Consider the following 17997-nt stretch of genomic DNA (forward strand, 5'->3'; position numbering starts at 1 on the left):
CAACTTTTCAACTGCAGAGTTAAAAGTCTACAGAATTTTGTTTTTAAAATGCTATTTGTTTGAGTAATAAATTTGGTAAGGTTTTTTATGAGCTTGTTAAAGCTCCCTCAAATAAACCCCAGGATTCTCCAAAAAGCTCTTAGTCAATTGATAATGCTCTGTCTCCTCGTATGCAATAGGAGCTATTTTACCATCTTTAAAATGTAGTATTTCGGCTTCTGGGGTGGCCATGATGATGGGGCTTTTTTATGTTATTGAGGATGGCACATCTTTTGTTTTAATAATTCTTTGAAATGTCTATCATTTTTTTTGAATTAACATTTTAGTGTCAAAGGGGTGTTTATTTAATCCAATGTTGTCTGAAAAAACTAATCGATTAACTTTGTGAAACAGAAATGCATAATAAATATCCACAAACCACTTTTCAGTAGAAAAATAAATTCTGGACAGCAAATGTTTAGATAAAGCACTCCCCGAAACTTTAATGAATCATTATGACAACCCAAGTTTACCCCATTTTCCTTTAAGGCTATATGGGATTGTTGACATGTTTTAGTAGGCATCTAGGCCTTTCTTTAAAATTTAGTATCCTTTTTAATAAAATAATAATAAATGAAATTCAGATTTTTAACTGTAGTTGTTATACTGACTTTTTTAACTTCAGTAAATGCTCAAAAGAGAATAGGCGTATTGAGAGTTCAAGGCTATTCTTCGTCACTGAAGATGTATAAAAATTTAGCCTTAGCTGGAATCTCAACGCAGGGCATGGTGTCTAAAATAGTAGACTTTTATTCTAGTAATCCAGCTTTTATAACAATTGATAGACAAAACTTACAATTAATTAATGATGAAATGGAACTTCAAAAAAGTGAAGATTTCATGGATGGTTATGTGGTGTCTCAGAGTAAGAAAGAAGGCCTTGATTATATCGTGGCGAGCAAGTATGATATTGCAGAAAGTGTGTTGACTATTGGGATATTTGATGTTCAGGAGGCAAAAAATATTGGCTCAGTATCGAGAAAACTTGATGCAAACTTTTGGGGAGTTAAAAATATGGATTTGCAGCTTTTGGTTCTGCTGTTAGACTTGAATGCAAAAAGTTTTGATGAGCAGATTCCAGTACTAAGAGCTACTAAATTGAAAAAAGATAAGGCAAAGGAGCTATTGGTGGCAGCGGGTAAAAACTTAAATGTGAGAGAAGGGTATCTTTTTGAGATTTATGAAAATGTAGAGGAAAAAGTTGGTGCAAAAGTACTTCAAAGGCAAAACGTAATTGGCTTAGCTCAAGTGATAAGTGTGGAGGACGACAATTTTTGCACAATGGAGGTGGAAGAAGGAGAAGAATCAATAATGAAATCGTTAAATGACAAGACTGCTGTTTTTGGAAGATTAATAATAGACTAATGATGAAGAAATATATACAAACATCCCTACTCCTTTTTTTGATAAGCTTTACTTCAATTGCTCAGAAGCAAGGTTTGGCCGTTTTAATTTCGGCAAACGAAAATTCAAGTTTTAATTCCATTATTACAGATGATTTTAAAGCTTTTAAACGTCTTAATTCTAATCAAGAAATGTTTTATTATGATTGGGAAGAAGGCAAGAAACTTACACCAGTAGGGAATGACGGAACTAACCCTGTAGACAAATTAATGTTTATTGAACTTTACTCTGAAGTAGAAAGCCGTCCTAATTTACAGTTGGTTACAGACTCAACAGGAAAAACCGTTTCTGCTTTCTACCCAATAAGGCCAGAGCTTGACTTGAAGCTTAAAATAGTTGATTTAAAATCAACCGAAATTCTATACTTAACGCAATTTGCTTTAAATACATCGTCGGATGAGCTTATGGCTTCCAATAGAGGGAGCGGAAGATTTGATGTTTCGATTAACTTTAAAGAGGCTTTTAGTGCAGACCCATCATTTATGCGTCTTAATAACAAGGGTTTTGAAGAAGCTGAGAAAAAAGCGTTTGAGAAATATAAGCAGAAAATTTATGAGAGAAAGGTTGCTGCTTTTAAAGAGTATTCTTCGTACTGCGTAAGAAGGTTTTATTATGCTCAGGAGGTTCTTGACCACAAATACTTCACTATTAAAAAGGATGGTATTGTTGAAGATAAAGTAAAATTCGTTAAGTCGGATTTAAGTACAAAGGATGGCTATTCGACTAGTGATTATATCGACTTTTATGAAATACAAAAATTTGGAGAACATGTTTCTTATGATAAAGGATATACTTTTAAAGTTGAAAGCATTGATTCTACTGGCTCAGAACTTAAGTTGGCAATGTTTGGGAATCAAAAAAGACTTGCAGAATTAATATTGAACGACGCCCAAGTCATTATTACGAATAATGAGTCGGTCTTAAATAATAAAGTTAGGGAAATTGGAAATGCGGAAATTCAAACTGTAGCGGTAAAAAAGAAATGCATTAACTGCTTTATGAACTTAGAATTAAATTTAGCAGCGGTACCTTCAATTAGAGTTTTGGAAAGAGCAGACTTTGAATTTCGTTATTTCAGAGAGTTGTTGAAATCAGAAAAGAACATCGACAATTTTTCAAACGACGATTATTATAAAATGCTTGGAGTGAGATATTTATTTTCAATTGAGGACGATAAGTTAACCAGCACAGATATTGAGACCGGAAGGATAATTGGGGCAGAGTCTAAAGAAGGTAAAATATTAGGGTTTAAGTTTTCAGCGTCAACTTCGCCAGTTGTCATAAAAACTATTTTTTTAAACACGTTTAATAAAGAGATGGAAATCTTTGAGTATACCAATGTAAAAAAGAAGACTGTCAAAGAAGTTCGTGTTTACAACCCTTTTGGGGTGATTCTAGGAGAAAGAATTTTAATTTATAAGCAGCAAGAAGAGACGGTGGGTGGCAAAAAAATGTTGAGAAATATTTTAGTAGGAGAAGGATATATTAGGTCAGAAGTAAACAAGCACCTAGGCAACCTTTATGTTCAAAAAGGAAACAAAGAGTTATTGGAAATGAAAAATTCTGGAGCTAAGGTAGTTCTGGAGTATAATTTATAAGAGGAATGAAAAAAGAAATAATCTCATTTTGGTTTGTCCTTTTTTTGCTAAATATGTCTTGCTCGAAAAAAGTTACATCGCAAAAAAGTATTGAGTACAGTAGAAATGGGAAGGTAAGCTATGTGGCGTCTAAAGGGTTGTTGCAAAGCTTTAATAGCCAGAATTTTGGTTCGAGTACGCAAGACGCAGCTTACTTTGCGACAGTATCTGCGATTGAAAATTTGTTATATAAAGGAGTCGCAAATTCGCCATCAGAGAATCCTTTAATAAAAAACGAATTAGAGAGTAAACTTGCTTTTGAAAATACCCTAAATGATCTAGCTTTTCATTTAGGGCCAGAGAGGTTTATCACTAAGTCTTTAATTGTTGACGACGAAAGTGGTTCTGGAGGGCATTTAGTAACGGTCGAGGTAGAGGTTGATGTGAAAGCACTTAGGAAATATTTAGAAGAGAATGAAATTATTAAAAAATTCGGATTATGAGATTTAAAATATTCCTTGCTTTAGTTTTATGTGTAGCAAGTGTTGGGTTTGCCCAAGATGACAGTCAAAGTAATTTACAACCAACAATAATGGTAATTCCCTTTACTCCTAAGGGGTCAGATCTTAGAGTAAATTATGAGCACAATGAGTGGCTGAGGGTGGCCATTACCAAGGTGAAGGATGCTTTTGATCAACGAGGTGTAAATACGATAGATTTCAGAGCTAAATTAAAGCAATTGGGTAATGCAGAGGCTTTACAGTCCGAACAGAAAACGTCTCTTAAAGATGATATAATTGCAATTTCTGGAGCAGATATTTACATAGAAGTAGAAGCAAACATAAACAGAAGTAATTCTGGAAATAGTGTAACCGTTTTGATGTCAGCTTTTAATGCTTTTTCTGGTGAATCCTACGCAAATAAGGTCTCAATTTCTCCAAAATTTTATACCGAAAATTATGAAAAGCTTATTGTCAAGGCTGTAGATGAAGAGGTGCCAAATCTTTTGACTACTATATCAGAGAAGTTTGAAGACATAAGGGAGAATGGACTTACTATTACTTTAAATGGAGGAGTGAGTGAAGAGTCTGACTTAAAAATGGACACAGAAGTGGATGACATGGGAAGTCTTTTAAGTGACCTACTAGAGGAGTACATTGCCGATAATGCTTATAAAGGAAACTATCATCTACAAGGTGTAAGTGACACAAGAATAACCTTCGATCAAATAAAAGTACCTTACAAAGACGATAATGGAAACTCTTTTCGTAGCACCAAATTTGCTTTGGATTTGAGAAGGTTTTTGAGAACTAATGAAATTAAAGCCTCAACTACCGTTGTAGGAAATAGCATTACTTTAACAATACAATAATGACTAGACTTTTAACTCTTTCTTTATTTTTATTATTGTCAACAGCAAATGCCCAGAAGACTATAGACTATGTCAAAATGGCAACAAATACAGAATTTTACGATGGGTATGTCAATACATTTTTAAATACGGAGATAGCGAAGGAATACAAGCTAGACTCTAAATCAACGGTTGAGATAAAACCCACGATGGATTACTCGAAAGTTTATAGTATTGAAGGTATAAACTTGCTATATAAAGGAGTGGTAAAAGTGTCCTTTGAATTTGGACTTCGCTCTTCGAAAAAAGACACAATTGTTACTTATGAAATTCCTGTATCTGCTTCTAATAAGTATGAAATAGTAAAAGACCTGATTTTAGAGATGGCAGAAATGGGTGTGGTAGGTATGGCTTTAGAAGAGCTGACGGTATTTAGTGAGAGATATTCTGGATTAAATTGTGATGTTATTCTCACTAGGTATCAAGATGAGGTAACCATAGAAGGGATTATGAGGCTTAATGAAGCTATATCTCAAACAAGTGATAAAAGTTGCAAAATAAAATTGGAGGCCGCAAAAGAGAAAATCCTAGTTGAATACGGCAATAAGTACTGTGATGAAAATTTTAATAAGTTAAAAGTATTAAGCGTTTCTGGTGTTGAATTTCAGATGATTAAGGCAGTAAACATTTTATCTAAAATACCTCCAAATTGCAAATGTAGTGAGGAAGCAATAATGATATCGAAGGGTATTGGTGAATACTTTTTAAAGAGGTCTAATAAGGAACTTAATATAAAGGCCGAAAGAATTAATCACTTCTTACTCGTAGGTGATTACGACTCTTGGAGTCAACTGAATAATCATTGATTTCACAACTCCCTAAAATAAACCTCAGGATTATCCAAAAAACTTTTAGTTAACTGATAATGCTCCGTTTCTAGATAAGCAATAGGAGCTATTTTCCCATCTTTAAAATGTAATATTTCGGCTTCTGGGATGGCCATGATGATGGGGGAATGTGTGGCTATTATAAATTGAGCATCCACATCATTTACTTTTTGACGGATAAGTGAAATTAAAGATAGTAATCGCGTAGGAGAGAGAGCAGCTTCTGGCTCATCTATGAGGTAAACACAGGTTCCGGTTATTCTAGAAAGGAAAAATTTAAGGAAACCTTCGCCATGGCTCATGGCATCTAAGTTTTCACCGTAGCGGTCTATAAGTTCTTGGCGTTCTTCTTTGATGTATTTGGTTGCTAAGTTGATGTCCCCGACGGTCCAAGTATCTTCTATTTCTGTTATTTCGGAAGTAAGCTCGGCTATTTGTCGCTGGATACTTTTAACAAAGCCTATGAAGTCTTCGGCCCTAAGAAAGAATCCTCTGGATGATTTTGTAGTTTGTCTAATGCTGAGGTATTTACCCAGTTTTCTGGCATTTTCCAGCATGGGGTCTAGTTCCACGCTCGCAGTACCTGCTACGGGCACATTAAGTTTATAGGCTATGGCCTCTAGTATGGTAGATTTTCCAGCACCATTTTCTCCGACAAAAAACGTGATGTTTTTGTTGAATATTATAGGCTCCAAATCTTTGATAAGTGGGAGTGTAAAAGGAAATTCTTCTTCTTCTGGGAGGTTTCTTAAACTTACAGACTGTAAGTGTGGCATTTTAATCTAGACTGCCGTTTTTACAGTTTCCATTTCAAGGCAAGCTCTTTTGATCCCGTCTTGGTCAAAACCACATTCGGCTTGAAGTTCTTCTTGCTCTCCATGCTCCACTAGTCTATCAGGAATACCTAGTCTTTTTACCTGAGCAGTATAACCATGGTCTATCATAAACTCCAGTACCGCAGAGCCCATGCCTCCTTGTAAGCAGCCATCTTCTACAGTGATCACTTTTGAGAACCTACTGAACACTTCGTGTAAAAGGGCTTCGTCAAGCGGTTTAACAAAACGTAAGTCGTAATGAGCGACAGACAGTCCTTCTTTTTCCAATTCATTGGCAGCAGCTAAAGCTTCATTACCAATATGACCTATACTTAAAACAGCGATATCTTCACCATCTTTTACTTTTCTACCTTTTCCCACTGCTATTTCTTGCATTGGAAGTTTCCAGTCTACCATCACTCCTTTACCTCTTGGATATCTGATGGTGAAGGCCTCTTTACCAGACTGAATCTTGTCAGACTGAGCCGTAAACATTAGGTTTCTCAGCTCTTCTTCGTTCATAGGAGCAGATACTATCATGTTTGGTATACAACGCATGAAAGCCAAATCATAAGCTCCATGGTGTGTAGGGCCATCTGCACCCGCAAATCCAGCTCTATCTAAACAGAAAATAACGGGTAAGCCTTGTAAACATACATCGTGTATGACTTGGTCATAGGCACGCTGCATGAATGTAGAATATATATTACAGAAGACCGTCAGTCCTTTTGTGGCCATTCCGGCAGAAAAAGTAACGGCGTGCTGTTCTGCTATAGCGACATCAAAAGCCCTATCAGGCATGGCGTCCATCATGATGTTCAGGGAAGAACCCGATGGCATAGCAGGTGTAACACCTACAATTTTACTGTTCTTTTCGGCTAGTTCCACTATTGTTTTACCAAAAACCACTTGATATTTCGGCGGTTGAGGTGTAGGAGAATTTACTTGTTTTATTTCACCTGTCAGCTTATCAAAAAGACCTGGAGCGTGCCATTTTGTTTGGTCTTTCTCCGCTGGCTCGTAGCCTTTGCCTTTTTTGGTGATACAATGTAAAATTTTAGGACCTGGAATGTTTTTTAGGTCTTCCAGAACATGCACCATGTGGTCAATGTCATGACCATCTATTGGCCCAAAATATCTTAAATTTAATGCTTCAAAAAAGTTGCTGTTGCCTAGAACAGCTCCTTTCATGGCATTTTCTATTTTCTTTACGATTTCTCTGGCACTCTTACCAAAGTGGCTCATTTTACCTAATAGATTCCAGACCTCTTCTTTGACTTTGTTATAAGACTTAGAGGTGGTAATGTCTGTCAAATACTCCCTAAGAGCACCCACGTTGGGGTCAATTGACATGCAATTATCATTTAGGATAATGAGTATGTTGGCATCTTTTAAAGAGCCAGCATGGTTCATGCCTTCAAAAGCCAAACCCGCAGTTAGGGCTCCATCTCCAATTACCGCAATGTGCTGAGCATTTTTATCGCCATTGAGATTAGATCCTACAGCCATACCTAAGGCAGCAGAAATAGAGGTAGAAGAGTGGCCTACGCCGAAAGCGTCGTATCTACTTTCTGAGATTTTAGGAAAACCAGATAAGCCTCCATACACACGGTTGGAATAAAATTTATCTCTTCTTTCTGTAATGATTTTGTGGCCATAAGCCTGGTGACCAACGTCCCAAACGAGTTTGTCGTCAGGGGTATTGAATACATAGTGTAAGGCTGCGGTAAGTTCTACCACGCCCAGACTCGCACCAAAGTGTCCTCCGTTTATAGAGACCGTATCAATAATGTATTGACGAAGTTCATCACAAAATTGTGGTAACTGGTCTTTGCTTAGCTTCCTGAGTTCCTCAGGGCTATTTACGGTAGATAGTAATTTGCCGGGTTTAATAAACATAAGGGGTCTTAAACCTTGTAACCGTTTTTATGGCTACATTTTAGTTGTGCCAAATGTACGAAGAAACCCTAGTATTTGGATGTCATAGAATAAAAAAGGCTAAAGCTTGTCGCTTTGTGACGCTTTGTAAAGCCTTTCTTTCTCTTCTAAGGTTAAGCTTTTGTAGCCAGAGATGCCAATTTTATCTAGTAGAGCGTCTACCTCTTCTTGTTCTGTGCTGAAATCTCTCTCTTCGTTTTCGTAAGACAGAAAAGTGCCTACAGTAGAATGGCTGAATTTTTTTGCCGTAAATGGCTTTTGTGGTTTTGGTTTTGAAAGTCTATTAAACCAGTCTTGAACCGCCTCAAACGGAGAGCCTAAGTCTATACCTGTTCTTAGTAGTTTAATATAAAGGTAGCCCAAAAAAGCTCCTCCTAAATTCATGAAGCCATTGGCGGGGTTTATAAAAGAGAAAATTAAGAAGATAACCGCCAGATATTTTATTTTAATACTGAGCCTTCGGAATAAGAACAGTTCATAGTCGGGGATGAGTGTGATGGTGGCAAACATTACGGCGTAAACGGCGGCGGTGGCACCTGAGGCTAATGGAGCCATGTTTACGGAAGCCTTTGTCATGCCTACGAGGTTAAAAATGCTTATGTATGAAATTCCAGCAAAAATATAGCCTAACAAATAGATATTGATAAGCTTTCTATTTCCCAGAAAGTCTTGAATTAAAAAGCCAAACCAATAAAGTGCAATACAATTAAATAAGAAACTGAAAAACGAACCGTTTACAAAACCAAATGTAAAAAGACTCCAAGGGTGAAGAACTAACTCAGGGAGATTGGCATTTAAGTAAATGTTTTGGTCAATAGTAGCGACAATACCACTGGTTTCATCGGACATAGACAGGATAAGCTTTACTGCGAAGTAAGCCACAAACACGAACAGATTTATCAGTATAAGCTGTACACTGGAGCTGTTTCCTTTGCCAAAAGCTTGTCTTATATCATCCTTGATGCTTCCCATTTCTTGTCATAAATCGCTTTATTACCACCTACGAAAATTTTGCCCTTCCTTTTCATCGAATCCAAAAAGTTTCAACAGGACTAAACCTGTAATCAATCCACCGATATGGGCAAAGTGAGCCACTCCCTGCTGAAGTCCGGCAGTACCGGCATATAGTTCGTAGAGACCATATAAAATTACAAAATATTTTGCTTTAATAGGCACTGGGAAAAATAAAAGCATTAATTCCACATTTGGGAAGAGTACGCCGAAGGCCACAAGGATTCCGAATATGGCACCAGAGGCCCCAACCATCGGTGTTACGGCTTGTCTCCAGTAGGGCTCTGAGTTAGCCAATAATTGAGACATTTCGTATGTGTTTAGCATGGAATTTAAAACCGCCGCTCCTATTCCTGTAATGAGGTAGTAGATTAAAAATTTCTTGGAGCCCATGAATGTTTCAAGTGTAGACCCAAAAATAAAAAGACCAAACATGTTACTAAACAAGTGACCAAGACCACCATGCATAAACATATAGGTCAATACCTGCCAAGGTTTGAAGTTTGGATTGAAAAGCTGTTCGTTGTTTGGAAGTATGGGGTTAAAAAAAGCGAAGTTGGAGTAAAAAAACTGCTCCGCCAGATTTGATATAATAAATACAACTATGTTAATTATGAGTAGCTGTTTTACTATCGGTGTAATTCTATCAAACATATTTTTTTCTTTTTTTAAAAACCATCAGAGCTAGAAATGAGTTCGCTTAGTCGCTCTAGTGTAATTACATTCATTATTTTTTGCCCATCTGGGGTGTAAGATGGCATAGATGTTTCAAAAAGACGATTTATAAGCACATTTATTTCTTTTTTGTCCATTTTTTTTAGGTTCCTGCCAGCAGTTCTTTTGGCCAGTGTTTTGGCTAGATTTTTAGTTTTATCAAGCTTAAGTTCCGTGTCATGTTCTATAGATTCCTTGAGTAAATCTTGTAAAAGAGCAGAGCCTTCATCGTCGGTCGTTTCCATTGGAATTCCGTTGATAATAAGACTGCTGGTACCAAAGACCTCAAAGCCAAAACCCAGGGCATGTATTTCGCTTTTAAGCGTGAGGGCCAGCTCAAATTCCTCTGGTCTAAGGTTCAGCGTTTTTTGAAATAGCAGCTGCTGCGAAGCCCCAGATTTGTTCGCCAAATTTTTCTCAAATTTCTCGAACAAAATACGCTCCCACGCCGCTTTTTGGTCGATGAGTAGCATACCGCTTTTGACTTGTAAAGCGATGTACTTCAAGTGAATTTGAATGGCGTCTACTTCATCTAAATCAGGTTTTAATTTACTTTCTAATCCAGCGTTTACCTTGGAGCCCATAGATACCACCTCTTCTGAGGTAGAAAAATTGGCGGCACTTTCTAAACCCTCATATAGCTTACGCCAATCTTTATTTTCAGGTTTTTGGCCGTCAAATGACCTTCTGGATTGTTCAAAGTTCGAAATAGAAGAGCCGGCCCTTTCAAATGCGGAAGGTTGCTTTTCTGGCATTTGATGATTGGTAAGGTTGCCAAAATTAATATCCGATTCAAAGTCAATGGTTGGCGTTAAATTGTAAACACCTATGGCTTGCCTTACGGCCGAACGCAGAATACTATAGACGGCTTTTTCATCGTCAAATTTAATTTCAGTTTTCTGAGGATGAATGTTAATATCTACGTTAGATGGGTCTATAGAGATGTTAAGCACATAGAAAGGATAATGCTTTTCTGGAATAGTACCCTCAAAGGCCATGGTGACGGCATGGTGTAAATAGGGGCTTTTGATAAATCTATTATTGATAAAGAAGTATTGGTCTCCCCTCGATTTTTTTGCCGATTCTGGTTTACCAACATAGCCTTGTATATTTACATATGGTGTGTTTTCTTCACATGCAGCCAACTGTTCGCGATAGCTTTTCCCAAAAAGGTCAACAATTCTTTTAGAAAGTTTGGCAGAAGGTAGTTTATAAACTTCGATGTCATTATGATAGAGTTCAAATCCAACCGCTGGGTTTGCCAAAGAGATCCTTTGAAATTCATCCAGAATATGTTTCATTTCCACTGGGTTAGACTTTAAGAATTTGCGTCTAGCAGGAATGTTATAGAAAAGGTTTTTAACAATGAAACTTGTTCCAGTTGGCGTAGAAATAGGTTCTTGGCTTTTTACTTCCGACCCTTCTATAATGAGGTGTGTGCCCAGCTCGTCTTCCTCTCGTTTGGTTTTTACCTCTACTTGGGCCACTGCTGCTATCGACGCCAGTGCCTCTCCTCTAAAACCCATTGTTCTGATGGCAAAAAGGTCTTCCGATTTGCTTATTTTAGAGGTGGCGTGCCGTTCAAAGCTCATTCTACAGTCTGTGACAGACATGCCTTTGCCATTATCAACTACTTGAACTAATGTCTTTCCAGAGTCTTTGATAATAAGCTTAATCTCTGTAGCTCTAGCATCTATGGCGTTTTCCATGAGCTCCTTTACTGCTGAAGCGGGTCTTTGTACCACTTCACCAGCGGCAATTTGATTTGCGATGGCGTCAGATAGAAGATGTATAATGTCCATAGAAAGTAGAATAATGTGCCCTACAAAGGTGACTATTCCATTATGCAAATCCGATTGAATGGAGTTTGAATTTTTTCAACAATAAAGATGTTGATAAGGTGTTCACTAAAATATACCTAAAACTTTAGCTTATGAAGAAATTTATAAAAATTACCCTACTCGTATTTGTTGTTTTGGCAGTATTGTATGTTGTGTTTAAGAATTGGACTAAGAGCCATAGCCCAACAGATACGGCCGAGATGACTTCTGGAGAATTGACGGTTTCGGTAACCTATTGCCAGCCTGCTGTAAAAGGGAGGGTTATTTTTGGAGAGCTCGTTCCATTTGACAAGGTTTGGAGAACGGGAGCTAATGAAGCCACCATAATTAAATTTAATAAAGACGTTAAAATAGCTGGAAAGTCTTTGGCTGCAGGAGAATATTCATTGTGGACTATTCCTAGAGAGGGAGATTGGAGTGTGATTTTTAACTCACAGACCGGTCAGTGGGGAACGAGTTATGATGAAGAAGGCGATGTATTAAAAGTAGAAGTGCCCGCAATTCAAACCACAGAGACTACTGAATTACTAAAGATTAGCTTTGCAGATGTAGATTCTGCTGGCGTTGTGATGAGCATTAATTGGGATAAAACTTTGATAGAAGTACCGATAGACTAAAAGTTTCACGGAAAAAGAAAGACCTCATTTCTAGTTTAGAGATGAGGTCTTTTTTATGGGTATTAATTAATTTCTGCTAAATAATCCTCCATTCTCTCACTCTTAGAAAATCCAATTAAAAGTTCTTTTTTAGGAATAAAATAGTCTTCTTCCTCTTCAGAGTCAGCTACCAAGCCTTCTTCTTCTGCTTCGACGTCCATATATTTCCAGTCTTCACAAGTAACATCAAAAAGGTCTAAAAGTGATTTGACATTTTTTTCGTTACGTTCATTGATTAAAAACTCAGAGGAGTTTTTGAAGTAAATTACAATACGCTCATCTTCTATCCATGAGAGGTCATTTAGGACCTCATCTAGAGAGTCCATGTTGGCTTCAAAATAATCGGGGAAGTGTAGCTTTTCGCCTAGGGTCTCATAAAACTGAGCCATTGACTTACATAATTTAGCATCTACAGTTATTAAGGAATAGTCAGTCAATTCCTCGGGACTTTCAGTGATAAAAAGGTTGTTCATTAGTGAAACAAAAGAGATTTCATGTTTAGATTGTTTATAAAAATAAGAAAATTAAGGCTCTAATTTAGTAAAACTAACATAGTGATCCGCAGTATAGTAGGCATTTCCGTCAGAACTAGTCACTAGTCTTTCGGCTCCTCTATTTTGCCCCTTCTTTTTAGGGTAAATATACCACTCACGGTATCTTAATGTTTTTTGGTCTGCGGTCTTTTTAGGTAATAGTTGTTCATAATTGCCAAAACGTCTGCCGCCTACATATCCCTTTGGAGCTTTATCGTTTTTTTGGATATAATCCCAAGTTTCATAAGCAGCCTTAGGAACCGTTTCTTTTTGATTGTCTGTAAACCTACAGGATAAAAAGCTAAAGGAAAATAGGGTTATGAAAATAAATGAACGAAGCATCCCTAATTTAAGGAGAAGCCGGGCACGTGGATAGCCCCAGCATGGTTAAACATAAGTTCTGTAATAACGTAAGGCATCTGTTCAATCAACGGAAATTCATTAATAACATCTAAAACACCAAAGTCACTTTCTGCATTAATGATTGCCCAAAATCTTCCCCTGTCTATAGAAAGAGCATACGAAGCTATTCTGCCGTCTTCCATGAGCTCGTCTACCATTATTTTTTGCATAGGTATTTTAGCCACGAAACTAGGTGGAAACGGAATTGGAAGGTCAAACTCTACCATGAACTGAGCCATAGGTTCTTGTTTAAATTAAACGGATTAAAAGAATTGTACAATTTGTGTGCCAATTACTATTAATATACTAACAAATTAACGTAAACGATTCGGAATCCGTTTACCTTTATGAGATAATTATCAAAAGGGGTGCCTTTTTATTTGAAAAGGCTGAGATTATACCCATAGAACCTGATGCGGCTAGTACCGACGAAGGGATTTGAGCCCAGCTTTCTGCTGTTCAGCCGAAAGTTCTCTGTCTATGGACATTTAAATGAACCAATCATAGGTGATTTTTACCCCTTATTTGCCTCTGTACAAATAAGTAGAAACTTGAAAAAAGTAGTCCAAACTTCCGTATTAATTTTTCTTTTTTGCTCCTTGCAATTAGCTTTTGCTCAGTCAGATACGCTTGATTTAAGTGAAGTAGTAGTAAAGGCGACAAGGGCCAGCCAAAAGACAGGGATGGCTTACAGCACGCTTGGTGAAGCTGCGATTGCGAAGCAAAACCTAGGACAGGATATCCCTTTTTTACTCAATCAAATGCCTTCCGTTGTAGTTACTTCAGACGCAGGGGCAGGGGTAGGTTATACGGGTATTAGAGTAAGAGGCTCTGATGCCACCAGAGTGAACGTTACCATAAACGGCATTCCTTATAATGATTCTGAATCTCAAGGCGTGTTTTGGGTAAATATGCCAGATTTCGGCTCATCTGTAAGCAGTATACAGCTACAAAGAGGCGTGGGTACTTCCACAAACGGTGCAGGAGCTTTTGGAGCTAGTATTAATGTGAGTACTTTAAAATATTCTCAAGAGCCTTTTGCTGAAATAAACACCTCTTTAGGTTCTTTTAATACCGTAAAAACGAACGTCATGGTATCCACAGGTATGATGAATAATCATTTTGTGTTGGATGCACGTCTTTCTAGAATAGCGTCAGATGGCTTTGTAGATAGGGCTTCTTCAGACCTAAAGTCTTTCTATGTCTCTGGCGGATTTTACGACAAACAGAATTTCATCAGATTCAATGTTTTTTCCGGAAAGGAAAAGACCTACCAGTCGTGGTATGGTATTCCACAAAGCTTAGCAGAGGGTGACGAGAAAGGGTTTCAAGACTTTATTGATAGAAATTACTACGACGACGCTTTTAAAAACGAACTATTGGCTGGAGGTAGAAGATACAACTGGTATCAGTACGAAAACGAAGTAGATAATTATCAGCAAGACCATTATCAATTGGTGACATCATTTAAATTGGGCAATAACTGGCGTTTCAACCCGACCTTGCATTATACGTATGGAAGAGGTTATTATGAGCAATATAAAGATGGTAGGGCCTTTGCAGATTACGGTCTAGAAAACGTAACCGTAGGAGCAGAAGTGATAGAAGAAACTGATTTGATTCAAAGGAAGTGGTTGAACAATCATTTTTATGGAGGCGTATGGTCTTTAGACTATGAAGGTGCTGGTAAATTGACAGGTTCTTTTGGCGGTGGACTGAACAAATATTACGGAGACCACTATGGGGAGGTTGTTTGGGCTCAATACGCATCTAATGGAAATATCAGACAACGGTGGTATGACAACACAGGTATCAAGACCGATTTCAATATTTATGGAAAGGGTTTTTATCAGTTCACCGAAAGCTTTAATGCTTATTTAGATGTACAATACAGAAATGTCGGTGTTGAAATTGACGGAACCACAGAAATACTTCAAAGTTTAAAAACAGACGATAATTATAGTTTCTTTAATCCAAAATTGGGTTTTAATCTAGCTATAGATAAAGCAAACTCTGCGTACGTTTCTTATGCGGTGGGTAATAAAGAGCCAAGCAGGCAAGATATCGTGGATGCCACCTTTTCTTCTAGAGCGAAGCCAAATGCTGAAAACCTTCAAGACATAGAGCTGGGCTATAGATTTTTGGCGAAAAATACCCAGTTTCAAGCCAACGGTTATTTCATGTCTTATAAAGACCAATTGGTGCTAACGGGTGCTATCAATAATGTAGGTGAAGCCATAAGAATTAATGTGCCAGATAGCTATAGAGCAGGTTTGGAACTACAAGTAGCACAGCAATTGGGAAGTAAGTTTTTGTTAAGTGCCAATGCCACAGTAAGTAGTAATAAGGTGAAGTCTTTTACAGAGTTTATTCCTAGCTACGACGGCGAAACGCCAGATGCTCTTAATGAGTTTAAAGACACAGACATTGCTTTTTCTCCAAATATGATTGCCGGAGGTAGCTTGAGCTTTACCCCTCTAGATGGATTAGAGTTGGCATTATTGCCAAAATATGTAGGGAAACAATATTTGGATAACACCGCTAACGAGGAAAGGTCTTTGGACGCCTTTTTCGTTAATGATTTAAGAATTAATTACAGCTTAAAGCCAAAGGGTTTGAAGAATTTGACAGTGAGTTTGCTGGTCAATAACTTGTTCAATACAGCGTATTCATCTAACGGTTATACTTACAGCTATTTATATTATGGCTTAATAACAGAAAACTTTGTTTATCCACAGGCCGGAACTAATTTCTTGGCGGCTTTGAAGGTGAGAATGTAATCCGTGAAAAGTCTTAAGAAGAAAAAAATATAGCTTTTTGAAACAGAAAGCTATATTTTTGAATCAAAATTCACTATTAATTAATGTTTGGATTTCCGAAAATAGAAAGAACAAATTCTAAAGCGTATAAACACAATTTTTTACGCAGTGTAATATTTCAATTTAAATTCAAGAGCAATAATGAGGTGGTTCTTCAAAAGGAACTTTTAAAAGAACTGTTTATTTCTGTTCTTCCTCGATATAGCGAGAGGAAAGAACAGGGTGTTGAGTTGAAGTTCTCTGGCAATAATCAGACCCCTATGGTTCAATCTATACCGTCTGATAATTTAGGTTTTGAATTTAAATCAAATGATGGGAAATCAGTTTTAGTTTGTCTAACTGACTCGATAACCTATACGGTTTCAGGAGATATATATAAGGATTTTAGAAGTCAACACGAGATACTTGAAAAGATTCTACATTTTTTGAAAAGTTGCAATGCGGATGTCTTAGAAAAAGTTGCGATTCGAAAAGTTAACTTGGTGGAGTATGAAATGGTGGAGAACACCTCTGAAGAGCCATTTGATATTTTATCAAATTTGATAAATCAAAATATTTTAAGTAATAAATCGTATTTCCCAAGTAGCAACTCTGTAGCTCAACATATGTACAACACAAGCTATAGTGTTACAAATTATTACTTGAATTTAATTTATGGTTTAATTGTTTCAAAAACGGAAAAAGGAAAAGGACAGGTCGTTTTAGATATTGATGTTATTAGAAACTTTAATATTGAATTGGATTTGGTGCAAGATGAATTGAACAAAATTAATGATGAGGTTTTTAATATATTTAATTGGGCAATTTCGGAAAATGCAAAGGAAATGTTAAAGAGTTAATTACCATGAATAAAGAAAATTCTTTGAATAATTTTAAGGTAAACACCAATTTCGAGTTGGATGCGGTATATGATATTACCAATTCAATAGGAACTTCTTTTCGTTTAGATTATCTAGATACTGAAGAGAATCTTCCTTCTCAGAAGAAAACAAAAAAGTCCCTTTACTCGGCAGCGGGGGCAACAGTTTGTGTCTTGTTTTTTGCAGGTAATCTGAGTGCTTCACCTTCTTTTAATATATCAAAGGGAGGAGGACTTGTGGGAAGTGATAGTTATTGCTATTCTACTCATGCTACCATAGAAGATGTTAGGTCCAAATACTCTAGGGCTATAAAAAGTGCTGATTTTCATGGCCCAAGTTTAAGTGATTTGATAAGGAAAATTATTTCTTTTAAAGCATTAGAATATAGCTGGGATGGTTATGGAGCAGTTCCACTTGAAGTAGAATCAGCGTCAAATGCAATAAAGGTGCTTACAATATTAGGGGATAAAATGGTTGAATCAATTTCTGATATTTATCCCAACCCAAATGGTACGGTTTCCATAGACTTTGAAAATGATAGCAATGAACGCATTGCTGTTGAAATTGGTAATCTATCATTTTCGTATTACGTTAAGTTTAATTCCCAATCCCCCATTTTTTATGAAAATATTGAAATTCGGGAAAAAGATCTTTCACAACTTATTTCGGAGATTGGAGCACTCTATTGAAAATACTATACTTCCTACTCACGTTGAGGATGACGAAAAAATTGTTCGAGCAATTTTTAGCCCTGCAAATATTTCTAAAAAAGAAAATACTTTAAAATATACAGCATTTCGAAGTCCCGCTGATATTGATGAGGTTTCCGTTACAAGGCTTAAGTATTCCAATGCTAATTTTTGTAAATCCCACGCTCAACGTATTAAGAGAAATAACGATAAATACTTCGGTCTTGCAGTATTGGATGTGTTTGAAGTCAGGAGCGAAGATGTCAAAGGTGATGTTTTGGCGTCTCCTCAAGAAAATAATCCAGCCCATGCAGATATTGTGATTGGGTTTAAAAGTGTGAAAGGAGTTCAACTGCCCCCACAAATAAAGTTTCGCTTAGATCAACTTGCCGAAAAGGCTCGTCTTTATAAGGATTCCAATCCAGACAGTAAGTCTTGGGGTAGTAGCTTAGATTAAAATG

General features: G+C 36.9%; 19 protein-coding genes and 1 riboswitch. Of the genes, 10 read left to right on the forward strand and 9 right to left on the reverse strand.

What is annotated here, in order from left to right:
- Positions 1-96: 96 nt before the first annotated feature.
- Positions 97-231 (reverse strand): hypothetical protein, encoded by a 135-nt coding sequence (locus tag ACTBZY_RS11005; protein WP_463046391.1) that lies wholly within the window; start codon positions 229-231, stop codon positions 97-99.
- A 381-nt stretch (positions 232-612) separates the two neighbouring features.
- Between ACTBZY_RS11005 and ACTBZY_RS11010 the strand changes: the two genes are divergently transcribed.
- The 5 genes from ACTBZY_RS11010 to ACTBZY_RS11030 are packed head-to-tail and all read left to right on the forward strand — an operon-like array spanning position 613 to position 5237.
- The gene (locus ACTBZY_RS11010) at positions 613-1404 is read left to right on the forward strand and encodes a hypothetical protein (protein ID WP_463046392.1); all 792 of its coding nucleotides are present in this window, start codon (positions 613-615) and stop codon (positions 1402-1404) included.
- Positions 1404-3041 carry a hypothetical protein gene (locus tag ACTBZY_RS11015; RefSeq protein ID WP_463046393.1) on the forward strand — a complete coding sequence of 546 codons (1638 nt, stop codon included), beginning with the start codon at positions 1404-1406 and terminating at the stop codon, positions 3039-3041. Before ACTBZY_RS11010 ends, ACTBZY_RS11015 begins: the two co-directional genes overlap by 1 nt.
- A gap of 5 nt (positions 3042-3046) precedes the next feature.
- Positions 3047-3523, forward strand: coding sequence for a hypothetical protein (locus ACTBZY_RS11020; protein WP_463046394.1), 477 nt, complete (start codon positions 3047-3049; stop codon positions 3521-3523).
- A complete protein-coding gene (locus ACTBZY_RS11025) occupies positions 3520-4392 on the forward strand; it encodes a DUF6175 family protein (protein WP_463046395.1) in 873 nt (290 codons plus the stop codon). Before ACTBZY_RS11020 ends, ACTBZY_RS11025 begins: the two co-directional genes overlap by 4 nt.
- A complete protein-coding gene (locus tag ACTBZY_RS11030; RefSeq protein ID WP_463046396.1) occupies positions 4392-5237 on the forward strand; it encodes a hypothetical protein in 846 nt (281 codons plus the stop codon). The genes ACTBZY_RS11025 and ACTBZY_RS11030 overlap by 1 nt, the downstream gene beginning before the upstream one ends.
- Positions 5238-5239: 2 nt before the next feature.
- On the opposite strand, the gene ACTBZY_RS11035 is transcribed toward ACTBZY_RS11030, so the two are convergent.
- The 5 genes from ACTBZY_RS11035 to mutL all read right to left on the reverse strand — a co-directional run bounded on the left by ACTBZY_RS11035 (position 5240) and on the right by mutL (position 11538).
- Positions 5240-6034, reverse strand: a complete 795-nt coding sequence (locus tag ACTBZY_RS11035; RefSeq protein WP_463046397.1) for an AAA family ATPase — start codon at positions 6032-6034, stop codon at positions 5240-5242.
- 6 nt (positions 6035-6040) lie between these two features.
- The gene (gene dxs / locus ACTBZY_RS11040; protein WP_463046398.1) at positions 6041-7972 is read right to left on the reverse strand and encodes a 1-deoxy-D-xylulose-5-phosphate synthase; all 1932 of its coding nucleotides are present in this window, start codon (positions 7970-7972) and stop codon (positions 6041-6043) included.
- A gap of 99 nt (positions 7973-8071) precedes the next feature.
- Positions 8072-8983 (reverse strand): rhomboid family intramembrane serine protease, encoded by a 912-nt coding sequence (locus tag ACTBZY_RS11045; protein ID WP_463046399.1) that lies wholly within the window; start codon positions 8981-8983, stop codon positions 8072-8074.
- Between the two features lie 21 nt (positions 8984-9004).
- Positions 9005-9676 carry a rhomboid family intramembrane serine protease gene (locus ACTBZY_RS11050; RefSeq protein WP_463046400.1) on the reverse strand — a complete coding sequence of 224 codons (672 nt, stop codon included), beginning with the start codon at positions 9674-9676 and terminating at the stop codon, positions 9005-9007.
- A 14-nt stretch (positions 9677-9690) separates the two neighbouring features.
- Positions 9691-11538, reverse strand: coding sequence for a DNA mismatch repair endonuclease MutL (gene mutL / locus ACTBZY_RS11055; RefSeq protein ID WP_463046496.1), 1848 nt, complete (start codon positions 11536-11538; stop codon positions 9691-9693).
- A gap of 131 nt (positions 11539-11669) precedes the next feature.
- Between mutL and ACTBZY_RS11060 the strand changes: the two genes are divergently transcribed.
- Entirely contained in the window at positions 11670-12194 is a 525-nt protein-coding gene (locus ACTBZY_RS11060; RefSeq protein WP_463046401.1) for a DUF2911 domain-containing protein, read from the forward strand.
- 62 nt (positions 12195-12256) lie between these two features.
- On the opposite strand, the gene ACTBZY_RS11065 is transcribed toward ACTBZY_RS11060, so the two are convergent.
- Genes ACTBZY_RS11065 through ACTBZY_RS11075 form a run of 3 tightly spaced genes read right to left on the reverse strand, consistent with a single transcriptional unit; the run spans position 12257 to position 13407 of the window.
- Complete coding sequence (locus tag ACTBZY_RS11065; RefSeq protein ID WP_463046402.1) at positions 12257-12706, reverse strand: barstar family protein; 450 nt, start codon at positions 12704-12706, stop codon at positions 12257-12259.
- A 51-nt stretch (positions 12707-12757) separates the two neighbouring features.
- Positions 12758-13108 (reverse strand): guanyl-specific ribonuclease, encoded by a 351-nt coding sequence (locus ACTBZY_RS11070; RefSeq protein ID WP_463046403.1) that lies wholly within the window; start codon positions 13106-13108, stop codon positions 12758-12760.
- A gap of 2 nt (positions 13109-13110) precedes the next feature.
- On the reverse strand, positions 13111-13407 hold the full coding sequence (locus ACTBZY_RS11075; protein ID WP_463046404.1) for a hypothetical protein: 297 nt from the start codon (positions 13405-13407) through the stop codon (positions 13111-13113).
- Between the two features lie 115 nt (positions 13408-13522).
- A riboswitch (TPP riboswitch) is annotated at positions 13523-13622 on the forward strand.
- 97 nt (positions 13623-13719) lie between these two features.
- Between ACTBZY_RS11075 and ACTBZY_RS11080 the strand changes: the two genes are divergently transcribed.
- The 4 genes from ACTBZY_RS11080 (at position 13720) to ACTBZY_RS11095 (ending at position 17993) form a co-directional block, all read left to right on the forward strand.
- Positions 13720-15948 carry a TonB-dependent receptor gene (locus tag ACTBZY_RS11080; protein WP_463046405.1) on the forward strand — a complete coding sequence of 743 codons (2229 nt, stop codon included), beginning with the start codon at positions 13720-13722 and terminating at the stop codon, positions 15946-15948.
- An 83-nt stretch (positions 15949-16031) separates the two neighbouring features.
- Positions 16032-16826, forward strand: coding sequence for a TIGR04255 family protein (locus ACTBZY_RS11085; RefSeq protein ID WP_463046406.1), 795 nt, complete (start codon positions 16032-16034; stop codon positions 16824-16826).
- A gap of 5 nt (positions 16827-16831) precedes the next feature.
- Entirely contained in the window at positions 16832-17536 is a 705-nt protein-coding gene (locus ACTBZY_RS11090; protein WP_463046407.1) for a hypothetical protein, read from the forward strand.
- Complete coding sequence (locus ACTBZY_RS11095; protein ID WP_463046408.1) at positions 17520-17993, forward strand: hypothetical protein; 474 nt, start codon at positions 17520-17522, stop codon at positions 17991-17993. Before ACTBZY_RS11090 ends, ACTBZY_RS11095 begins: the two co-directional genes overlap by 17 nt.
- Positions 17994-17997 lie beyond the last annotated feature (4 nt).

Source organism: Arcticibacterium sp. (assembly GCF_055134445.1).

What these genes read in the sequence shown, in the direction of transcription:
- ACTBZY_RS11005 (WP_463046391.1), bottom strand. Translation starts at nt 231, where the DNA reads ATGGCCACCCCAGAAGCCGAAATACTACATTTTAAAGATGGTAAAATA.
- ACTBZY_RS11010 (WP_463046392.1), top strand. Translation starts at nt 613, where the DNA reads ATGAAATTCAGATTTTTAACTGTAGTTGTTATACTGACTTTTTTAACT.
- ACTBZY_RS11015 (WP_463046393.1), top strand. Translation starts at nt 1,404, where the DNA reads ATGATGAAGAAATATATACAAACATCCCTACTCCTTTTTTTGATAAGC.
- ACTBZY_RS11020 (WP_463046394.1), top strand. Translation starts at nt 3,047, where the DNA reads ATGAAAAAAGAAATAATCTCATTTTGGTTTGTCCTTTTTTTGCTAAAT.
- ACTBZY_RS11025 (WP_463046395.1), top strand. Translation starts at nt 3,520, where the DNA reads ATGAGATTTAAAATATTCCTTGCTTTAGTTTTATGTGTAGCAAGTGTT.
- ACTBZY_RS11030 (WP_463046396.1), top strand. Translation starts at nt 4,392, where the DNA reads ATGACTAGACTTTTAACTCTTTCTTTATTTTTATTATTGTCAACAGCA.
- ACTBZY_RS11035 (WP_463046397.1), bottom strand. Translation starts at nt 6,034, where the DNA reads ATGCCACACTTACAGTCTGTAAGTTTAAGAAACCTCCCAGAAGAAGAA.
- dxs (WP_463046398.1), bottom strand. Translation starts at nt 7,972, where the DNA reads ATGTTTATTAAACCCGGCAAATTACTATCTACCGTAAATAGCCCTGAG.
- ACTBZY_RS11045 (WP_463046399.1), bottom strand. Translation starts at nt 8,983, where the DNA reads ATGGGAAGCATCAAGGATGATATAAGACAAGCTTTTGGCAAAGGAAAC.
- ACTBZY_RS11050 (WP_463046400.1), bottom strand. Translation starts at nt 9,676, where the DNA reads ATGTTTGATAGAATTACACCGATAGTAAAACAGCTACTCATAATTAAC.
- mutL (WP_463046496.1), bottom strand. Translation starts at nt 11,538, where the DNA reads ATGGACATTATACATCTTCTATCTGACGCCATCGCAAATCAAATTGCC.
- ACTBZY_RS11060 (WP_463046401.1), top strand. Translation starts at nt 11,670, where the DNA reads ATGAAGAAATTTATAAAAATTACCCTACTCGTATTTGTTGTTTTGGCA.
- ACTBZY_RS11065 (WP_463046402.1), bottom strand. Translation starts at nt 12,706, where the DNA reads ATGAACAACCTTTTTATCACTGAAAGTCCCGAGGAATTGACTGACTAT.
- ACTBZY_RS11070 (WP_463046403.1), bottom strand. Translation starts at nt 13,108, where the DNA reads ATGCTTCGTTCATTTATTTTCATAACCCTATTTTCCTTTAGCTTTTTA.
- ACTBZY_RS11075 (WP_463046404.1), bottom strand. Translation starts at nt 13,407, where the DNA reads ATGGCTCAGTTCATGGTAGAGTTTGACCTTCCAATTCCGTTTCCACCT.
- ACTBZY_RS11085 (WP_463046406.1), top strand. Translation starts at nt 16,032, where the DNA reads ATGTTTGGATTTCCGAAAATAGAAAGAACAAATTCTAAAGCGTATAAA.
- ACTBZY_RS11090 (WP_463046407.1), top strand. Translation starts at nt 16,832, where the DNA reads ATGAATAAAGAAAATTCTTTGAATAATTTTAAGGTAAACACCAATTTC.